An 8,909-nucleotide genomic window follows, 5' to 3' on the forward strand; every position below is an offset into this window, starting at 1 on the left:
AAAACGTGCGGGTCGGGCGACCGGACGCGATTCACAACTTCGCCTTGGTCGAACGGCATGCGAAGGTCGTGCTCTCGTAACCCGTGACGATGCGGCGGAGACACCCGCGCGTCGCCACGGCCGCGCCGCGCCGACGCCAGCACTTGAGGACCTTGCGTGACCACACCGATCCGGATGATCGCGACCGCGACGATCACCCTCTGGACCGCCCTCCTCGGGAGCGCGTCCGTCATGGCTCAGGCGCCGATGGCGCAGACGCCCGCGCCGCAGACCCCGCCGGCCGGCAGCGAGACCGCGCCGGCGACACCGGCCGCGCCGCCCCCGGTCGCCCCGACCGCGCCGCCGCAGGCCCAGCAGGGCACCCCCGCCACCGTCCTCGACACCCAGGATTACGAGAGCGTGCTGGGCAAGAGCGTGCGCAGCGCCAACGGCGACGAGCTCGGCCGGGTGATCGACCTGATCATCGACAAGGAGGGGCGCCCGCGCGCGGCGATCATCGATTTCGGCGGCTTCCTCGGCGTCGGCTCGCGCAAGATCGCGGTCGACTGGCGGGCGCTCCGCTTCACCTCCGACGGCAAGGTCGGGCGGCTGTCGCTGCAGCTGAGCCGCAACCAGGTCCGCGTCTCGCCCGAGTACAAGGCCGGCGAGCCGATCGTGGTCCTCGGCCCGGCGAGCCCCGGCCCGGACGGCGAGCAGGCGACGGCACCGGCCGCCGCCCAGCCCGCGCCCGCACCCACGGCCGCACCGGCGCCTGCCGCCGTGCCGGCGCCGCCCGCGCCCGCGCCCGCCGCGAAGCCCGCGGACAAGCCGGCCGCCGAGAAGGTGCCCGATAAGTGACGGTGGCGCGACCGAAGGACCGCCGCGTCATCCCCCCCCGCGAGGCGCAGCGCCAGGCGAGGCTCGACCACGAGGTCCGCGCCCGTCCGGTCCGGCTGCGCGAGCCGACCGTCGAGCCGGCGCCCACGGCCGCCGGCGCGGACGGGCTGTCGCGCGCGAGCCGTCGCGGGCTCGATCTGTTCGCCTTCTTCGTCGCCAACCTGCAGACCGGGTTCGGCCCGTTCCTGGCGGTGTACTTCACCCAGTCTAAGTGGACCCAGTCCGACATCGGCTTCGCGCTCACCGTCGGCAGCCTGGTCAGCCTGCTCGGCCAGGTCCCCGGCGGCGCCTTCGTCGACGCGATGCGCTCGAAGCGGTTCGCGGCCGGCGTGTCGGTCACCGCGATCTCGGCGAGCGCGCTGGCGCTGGCGCTGTGGCCGAACTTCCTCATCGTCCTGCTCGCGATGGCGGTGCATTCGGCCGCGAGCTGCATCCTGACGCCGGCGATCGCCGCGATCAGCATCGGCCTCGTCGGCCATGCCCGCGCCGGCGAGCGCCTCGGGCGCAACGCCAGCTTCCAGGCGATGGGCAACGCGGTCGCCGCCGCCGGCATGGGCGCCTGCGGCTACTACCTGTCGAACGACGCGGTGTTCTACCTCACCGCCGCCCTGGTGGTGCCGACGATCATGGCGCTCTCGGCGATCCGCGCCGAGGAGATCGATGCCGGCGTGCGGACGCAGGAGGCCGAGCCCCGCAGCGGCGACGCGGCGGCGGGCGGCGTGAAGGCCCTGCTGACCAACCGCGCGCTCCTCAGCTTCGCGGCCTGCATGACGCTGTTCTTCCTGGCCAACGCCGCGATGCTGCCGCTCGTCGGCAGCGTCCTGACGCTGCGGGCGAGCGAGACCGCGACGGCGCTCGTCGCCGCCTGCATCATGGTCCCGCAGGCGGTGCTGGCGGTCCTGGCCCCCGCCGTCGGCCGGGCGGCGGAACGCTTCGGCCGCTATCCGGTGCTGCTGGCGGGGTTCGCCGCGCTTCCGATCCGCGGCCTGCTCTTCGCCTACACCGACAACCCCTACATGCTGGTCTCGATCCAGGTCTTCGACGGCATCTCGGCCGCAGTGCTCGGGGTGATGGTGCCCCTCGTCGTCTCCGACCTCACCCGCGGCACCGGTCGGTTCAACCTCGCGCTCGGCGCCGTCGGCACCGCCATGGGGATCGGGGCCGCGCTCTCGACCTCGCTCGCCGGAATCCTGGCCGACCGGCTCGGCAGCCACACCGCCTTCCTCGGGCTGGCGCTCGTCGGGGCCGGCGCCTTCGCCCTTGTCGCGCTGATCATGCCCGAGACCCGGCGCGGGGCGGCACGATGAGGATTCTCGAGCCCTGCACGGGGCGGTCCGGCACCGGAATCGCATACCGGTCAAACGGCGTTCAGCTTCGTGCGATAAAAGCGCGGCGCAGGAACGGGCTCACGCAACGGTTGACGAGGCTGTTGCGTTGCCCCGCCGGCGCTTATTTTTATCCGCGTCCCGTCGTAGTGCCATCCGCCAACGCATTCCTCGTGTCGACCGCCCCGTCGCTCACCGCGTCATCACCCCCTTCGCCCCTCCCCCTTCCGCCGGCCCTCCGCGTCGCCTGAAATCGAGATGCTCATCGCGATGGAAGACCTCTGCCAATACGCCGACCGGCCCTTCGCCTTCGTGGGCCGCTACCTGCGGCGCCGGGCGTTGCCGCATGCGGTGATCCTAATCGCGGTGCTCGGCGCCGTCGGCTTCTCGGTCTCGACCGACTACGCGCTGAAGGGCGTGGTCGACGCGCTGAGCAAGGGGCCGCAGGCGAACCTCGTCTGGGGGGCGCTCGCGGTCCTCATCGCCTTCATCGCCGCCGACAACATGCTCTGGCGCGTGGCCTCGCTCGTCGGCTCGTTCACCTTCGTCGGCGTCACCGGCGACATCCGCCGCGACCTGTTCCGGCACATGACCGGGCACTCCCCGAGCTTCTTCGCCGACCGGCAGCCGGGCACGCTGGCCTCGCGCATCACCGCGACCTCGAACGCGATCTTCACGGTCGAGAACATGTTCGTGTTCAACGTGATGCCGCCCTGCGTCGCGGCCTTCGGCTCGATTCTCTACATCGGCAGCGTCAACGTCACGATGGCCCTGGTGCTGGCCGGCATCTTCGCCGCCGTGGTGGTGCTGATGTTCAAGATGGCGGCGGCCGGCAAGCCGCTGCACCACGACTTCGCCTCGAAGGCCGCGAGCGTCGACGGCGAGATGGTGGACCTCGTCGGCAACATGCCGCTCGTGCGCGCCTTCTCGGCGTTCAAGCGCGAAGGCGTGCGCTTCGAGGGCACGATCGCCCAGGAGATGCGCGCGCGCCGCTCCTCGCTGCTCTACCTCGAGAAGCTCCGCATCGTGCACGCGATCCTCACCGTGCTCGCGGTGCTCGGCCTGCTCTACTGGGCGATCACCATGTGGGAGGCGGGGCAGGCGACCAACGGCCAGGTGGTGCTGGTCTGCACGCTGGGCATCCGCATCCTCGCCGCCACCCGCGACCTCGCCGTGGCGCTCGTCGACGCGACCCAGCACACCGCCCGCCTCTCGGAGGCGCTGCACACCCTGCTGCAGCCGCACGACCTGATCGACCACCCCGAGGCGGTGCCGCTCTCGGGCACCGGCGCGCGCATCGAGTTCCAGCACGTCGCCTTCGCCTACCCGGACGGGCGCTCGGTCTTCACCGACTTCGACCTCGTGCTCGAGCCCGGCCAGCGCGTCGGCCTCGTCGGCAAGTCGGGCGGCGGCAAGTCGACCCTGTTCTCGCTGATCCAGCGCTTCTACGAGGCCAAGGGCGGCAAGATCCTGATCAACGGCCAAGACATCGACCGGGTGACGCAGGAATCCCTGCGCGAGGCGATCACGGTCGTGCCGCAGGACGTGTCGATGTTCCACCGCACCCTGCGCGAGAACATCCGCTACGGCCGGCCGGAGGCCTCGGACGAGGACGTGTGGAAGGCGGCCGACGCGGCGCACTGCACCGACTTCATCAACGCCCTGCCGGAAGGATTCGACACCATCGTCGGCGACCGCGGGGTCAAGCTCTCGGGCGGCCAGCGCCAGCGCATCGCCATCGCCCGCGCGATCCTCAAGGATTCGCCGATCCTGCTCCTCGACGAGGCGACCTCGGCGCTGGACGCCGAGTCGGAGGAGGCGATCCGCCACGCGCTCGCCAACCTGATGAAGGGCCGCACGGTCATCGCCATCGCCCACCGGCTCTCGACCCTCAAGGACTTCGACCGGATCGTGGTCCTGGAGGGCGGCCGCATCATCCAGGACGGCTCGCCGGACAAGCTGACCCATCTCGACGGCTTCTACCGCGAGCTGATGAAGAAGGAATCGATGTCGATGGGCGCGCTCGCCGCGGCCTGAGGCGGACGTCCCCTGCCCTCCCCCGCAGAGGGGGGAGGGAAAGTGGAGGTCGGCGTTTCGATCGCCGCCGGAACTCAGCCGACCTTCATCGACCGGAACAGGAAGCGCCGGGCGTCGTCGTCCACCTCGGCCTTGAACGCGTGCCGGCCCTTGAGGCTTTCCGCCCGCTGCGCCGCCGGGCGGGCGCTCACCGTGTCGAGCAGCCGCTTCACGTTCGGGAATTCGAGGATCGCGTCCTCGCCGAGCATGAAGGGCAGCATCCGCGCCCAGCCCCAGACCGCCATGTCGACGATGCCGTACTCGGCGAGCACGAAGCTGCGGCCGGCGAGGTGGGCGTCGAGCACGCCCCAGTGGCGCCGCGCCTCGAACACGTAGCGCTCGGCGGCGTATCCCGTCCGCTCGGCCTCCGGCGCGAAGTGGCGGAAATGCACGCACTGGCCGGAGAACGGCCCGATCCCGGTGGCCACGAACATCAGCCAGGACAGCATCTGGCCGCGGGCCGCCTCGCCGTGGGGCAGGAAGGCCCCGGCCTTCTCGGCCAGATGCAGCAGGATCGCGTTCGAATCGAACACCGTGGCGTCGCCGTCGACGATCGCCGGCACCTTGGCGTTCGGGTTGATCGCGGCATAGGTCTCGGCGAACTGCTCGCCCCTGCGCGTGTCCACCGGGATCGGCTCGTAGGCGAGCCCGGTCTCCTCGAGGCACAACGCCACCTTCATCGGGTTCGGCGCGAGGTTGTAGTAGAAGCGGATCATCGGGTGCGCATCCTGCGTGTCGGCCGGGTCGGGCATCGCGCGAACGCGGCACCGGTGGCAAGGCCGGCGCGCGCCGGAGGGCGGTGGGCCCGCTTACTCCACCACCACCTTGTAGCTCTGCCCCGTCTTCAGCGGCACGCCGCGCTCCAGACCGTTGAGCACCAGGAACCGATCCAGCGCGCGGTCCGGCACCGCCATCCGCCGGGCGAGGTCCTCGGCGTTCGACGAGGCGGCGACGACGATCTGCAGGCGCAGCGGCTTGAGCGAGGCGGTCTCGACCGGCGAGACCGAGGCCAGGCTCGCGATCCAGCGGCGGAAGGCCGGGTCGGGGTCGGTCGCGCCCTTGGCCGCCATGATCAGGCGGAAGGTGGCGTCGCCGACGCGGATCGCGGCGAGCCGGAAGGTCCAGTCCTTGCCGCGGGACAGGGCGGTCGCCGCCGGATGGTCGGCGATCGGCTGGACATCGATCGAGGCCGGGTCGATCGCGTCGTTCCACGTCGCCTTGAGGATCGCGTCGAGTGTCTGGCCGTCCTTGGCCTCGACCTGGTCGAACAGCAGGCGCCGGCTGCCCTCGTTGGTGGTGCCCAGCACCGCGTTGCGGGTGTTCTCGATCGAGAAGCCCTCCGGCACCTCGAAGGCGATGCCGAGGCTCGGATGCACGAAGCGGTGCCCGCGCACCGCGCCCTCGCCGGGGTTGTCGCCGTAGGCCAGCCCGTCGATCGCCGCGAGGTAGGCTGCGCGGTCGTCGGTGCCGACGCCCGGGGCCCCGGTGCGCCGCGCGGCACGAGTGACGAGCCCGATGCGCTCGGCCGTGCCCGGATGAGTCGCGAGCATGTCCGGCTCGGCCGCGGTGCCGCCGCCGGCCTTCAGCGCCAGGGTCCGGTTCAGCGCGGTGAGGAAGCGGCCGGCGCCGTAGGGGTCGTAGCCGGCCTTCGCCAGGGTGCGCACGCCGGCCGCATCGGCTTCGAGCTCCTGCTCGCGGGAGAAGCGGGCGAGCGCGAAGCGCGACTGACTCTGGAGCTGGGCGCCGGTGGCCGGATCGTTCAGCACGTCGGCGACCACGCGGCTGACGAGCTGCGAGCGCAGCTCGAGCTCGGTCCGGGCGGTGGCGTGGCTCAGCGTGACGTGCGCGATCTCGTGGGCGAGCACGGCCGCGATCTCCGAGGTGTCGCTCGCCAGCGCGACGAGGCCGCGGGTGACGTAGAGGCGGCCGCTCGGCAGGGCGAAGGCGTTGACCACGGGCGAATCGAGCAGCGTCACCGCGTAGGTCTGGTCGGGCCGGTCGCTCGCCCTGACCAGCCGGTCGGTCACCTCGGTGAGCAGGCGCAGGGTGGCCGGCGACCGGTATTCCCCGCCGAAGGAGGCGACGAGCTTGGCGTGGTCGGCATCCGTGACGTTGGCGGGACGGCCGGTGGTGCGCGGCGCCTCCGGCGGCACGGAGACGACGGCCGGAACCAGCACCGCCCCGGTCTGCTCGCCGGCGCAGGCCGAGAGCGCGAGCAGCAGGGCGAGCGCCGGCGCGCGACGCGCCTGCGCGCGGCCGCCCTGCCCAATTCCCGTTCCGCTCCGCGTCGTGCCGCCCATCATGCCGTTCAGCGCCGCAGCGCCCGCTCCCCATCCGTGCTCGCGCCGGCGATCGCCGTGGGCGCCTCCAGCACTTCGATCGTCTCCGGCACCGCGATGTCGAGGGTCGGCCCACGACGGATCTCGACCACCCCGCGCACCCGCACCCGCGCATTCTTGAGCCTCTCCGCACTCAAACCATGTTCGCGCATCCTGCGCCAAGTGCGTTTCGACACGGTGACCGTGAGCCCGTCCTCCCCCCGGGCCGCGAAGTCGAGATAGGTCCGGCTCGGGCGCTCGCCGACATGGCGGATCGTGCCCTGGACCACGACGAACCGCCCCGCCGCCGCGCGCAGGCCAGGACCGTCCGAGGCCTCGAGCGACGGCTGGTGCCAGAGCCCGAGTCCGGCCGTGCGCGCGGCCTCCTCGACGGCGAGCAGCCCCGGGCGGCACAGGGCGTCGCCCTCGCCGGCATCGACCTGGGCGAGACCGGCACCGACGAGGTCCCCCGCGAGGTCGACCGGTCCATCCGCCTCCGACAGGGCGTCGATGCGCAGGCGGCCCCAGCGGTCGGCCTCGCCGCGGGCGACGACGGTCAGCGGGCGGCCGCGCAAAGCCAGCAACCTCTCGGTCGCGGCCTTGGCGATCTCCGGGTCGTCGGGCCAGCGCACCGATCCGAGCACCGCGCGAGCGCCGGAGGCCAGCGCGAGCTCGCCGCGGGGCTCGACCGCGGACAGGGTCTCCGTCCGTCCGTCCCCGGAAAGGCACTCGGCCGTGCCGGATCGCGGCGCCGCCGCGACGCGGGCGGCCGAGGCGGCGAGCGCGCAGGCCGCGACCGCGAGCATCCGCCCCGTCCATCCCATCGCTACGACTCCCGCTCCGACGTCCGCTGCAGCATGCCCCGGATCGACGCGATCCGCACAGGGCGATCCGGCCACACCGGCGAAGCCGCGGTTGCCCAGTGGACTCGCACGGCGACGATGGTACAAACCTCCGGTACGTCTCCGTAGCTCAGCTGGACAGAGCACAGGTTTCCTAAACGCAAATTGGGCGCCGCATCGGGAAACCGCGCGGCGGATCCGCTCAAATTCGGGGAACGCTTCCGGTCCCGGCGATCCAGGTCGCCGGAATCCTGCCGATCCCGAGCCAAGCCCGCGCAGTGCCATGCGCGGGAAGGTGTAGAGACTAGACGGGCGGCACCTAAGGGCGCCTTCGGGCGCCTAGGGCGAAGGGATAGTCCAGGCCACGAACGCGGGCACCCGCCCGCGGCGGCGAAAGCCGAAGTGGTATGAAACCTGGGGTCGCAGGTTCGAGCCCTGCCGGGGACGCCACGCATTCCACCTGATGCGACGCGGCCGATCGCGGGACGATCGGCCGGTCCGCAACGGACGCTGCCGACGCGTTGGATCGATCACGGGGACCCTGCACCAGGCCGGGTCACTAACGTGGCGTGACGATCGTACCAGTGAAAACAATCGAGACCGGGAACCAGTTGCATTCGCAACTGTTGCTGCCGGGATCGTCCAACCCTGGGTCGATCCCTTGGTAGGACGTGCCCCACCCGTGACCGCAGGCGTCGACAGATCGGAACTCCGGCAGATCATCGCCGGCCTGACCGAAGGGGTGATCCTCGTCGAGCCCGATCAGCGCATCGTCTGGGCGAACGAGGCCGCGCTCGCCATGCACGGGGCCGAGAGCCTCGCCGAGCTCGGCGCGACGGTGGACGAGTACCGGGCCCGGTTCTCCCTGCGCTACCGCAACAACCGCCCACCGGACCAGTACCCGATCGAGCGGGTGGTGCGCGGCGAGACCTTCCACGACGTCATCGTCGACGTGCGCCGCACCGACCGGCCGGACGTCGACTTCGTCCATTCGCTCCGCAGCATCGTCGCGACCGACACGTCCGGGACGCCGAGCTGCCTCGCGCTGATCCTCCAGAACGTGACCCCGCAATTCGAGGCGGAGGAGCGGTTCGAGAAGACCTTCAACGCCAACCCGGCCCCGGCGGTGATCACCCGCCTGTCCGACCTGCGCCACGTCAAGGTCAACACCGGCTTCCTCGAGATGACCGGCTACACCCGCGACGCCGTGATCGGCCGCAGCGTCTACGAGGTCGACGTGCTCGCCGGCGCGCGCAGCCGCGACCTCGCGATCGCCCGCCTCAACGCCGGCACCACGGTCCCGCAGATGGAAGCCTGCCTCGGGCTGCCGGACGGCGGCACACGGTTCGTGATCGTCGCCGGCCAGCCGATGGAGCTGGGCGACGAGCCGTGCATGCTGTTCACCTTCGCCGACCTCGAGCTGCGCAAGAAGGCCGAGACGGCGCTGCGCCAGAGCGAGGAGCGCTTCGCCA

Annotated in this window: 7 protein-coding genes; 4 read left to right on the forward strand and 3 right to left on the reverse strand. The window is 71.7% G+C overall.

All coding sequences use genetic code 11. From position 1 onward, the window contains the following. The first annotated feature begins 156 nt into the window (after window positions 1-156). From MKK55_RS15185 to MKK55_RS15195, 3 genes are all read left to right on the forward strand, one after another. Window positions 157-837, forward strand: coding sequence for a PRC-barrel domain-containing protein (locus tag MKK55_RS15185; RefSeq protein WP_405043835.1), 681 nt, complete (start codon window positions 157-159; stop codon window positions 835-837). Further along, on the forward strand, window positions 834-2,183 hold the full coding sequence (locus MKK55_RS15190; RefSeq protein ID WP_409566068.1) for an MFS transporter: 1,350 nt from the start codon (window positions 834-836) through the stop codon (window positions 2,181-2,183). The genes MKK55_RS15185 and MKK55_RS15190 overlap by 4 nt, the downstream gene beginning before the upstream one ends. A 288-nt stretch (window positions 2,184-2,471) precedes the next feature. Beyond that, the gene (locus tag MKK55_RS15195) at window positions 2,472-4,238 is read left to right on the forward strand and encodes an ABC transporter ATP-binding protein (protein ID WP_147844649.1); all 1,767 of its coding nucleotides are present in this window, start codon (window positions 2,472-2,474) and stop codon (window positions 4,236-4,238) included. 74 nt (window positions 4,239-4,312) lie between these two features. Here MKK55_RS15195 and MKK55_RS15200 read toward each other — a convergent pair whose 3' ends face one another. The 3 genes from MKK55_RS15200 to MKK55_RS15210 all read right to left on the reverse strand — a co-directional run bounded on the left by MKK55_RS15200 (window position 4,313) and on the right by MKK55_RS15210 (window position 7,419). Beyond that, the gene (locus MKK55_RS15200; RefSeq protein WP_147728876.1) at window positions 4,313-4,993 is read right to left on the reverse strand and encodes a glutathione S-transferase family protein; all 681 of its coding nucleotides are present in this window, start codon (window positions 4,991-4,993) and stop codon (window positions 4,313-4,315) included. A gap of 93 nt (window positions 4,994-5,086) precedes the next feature. Continuing rightward, window positions 5,087-6,577 carry a M48 family metalloprotease gene (locus tag MKK55_RS15205; protein ID WP_243935905.1) on the reverse strand — a complete coding sequence of 497 codons (1,491 nt, stop codon included), beginning with the start codon at window positions 6,575-6,577 and terminating at the stop codon, window positions 5,087-5,089. A gap of 8 nt (window positions 6,578-6,585) precedes the next feature. After that, window positions 6,586-7,419 carry a thermonuclease family protein gene (locus MKK55_RS15210; RefSeq protein ID WP_243935872.1) on the reverse strand — a complete coding sequence of 278 codons (834 nt, stop codon included), beginning with the start codon at window positions 7,417-7,419 and terminating at the stop codon, window positions 6,586-6,588. Window positions 7,420-8,119: 700 nt separating this feature from the next. Here MKK55_RS15210 and MKK55_RS15215 point away from each other — a divergent pair. Beyond that, the coding region (locus tag MKK55_RS15215; RefSeq protein ID WP_243935874.1) for a PAS domain-containing protein at window positions 8,120-8,909 on the forward strand (790 nt) is incomplete at its 3' end.

It is taken from the genome of Methylobacterium sp. J-059, from assembly GCF_022829485.1.
Lineage (GTDB): Bacteria > Pseudomonadota > Alphaproteobacteria > Rhizobiales > Beijerinckiaceae > Methylobacterium.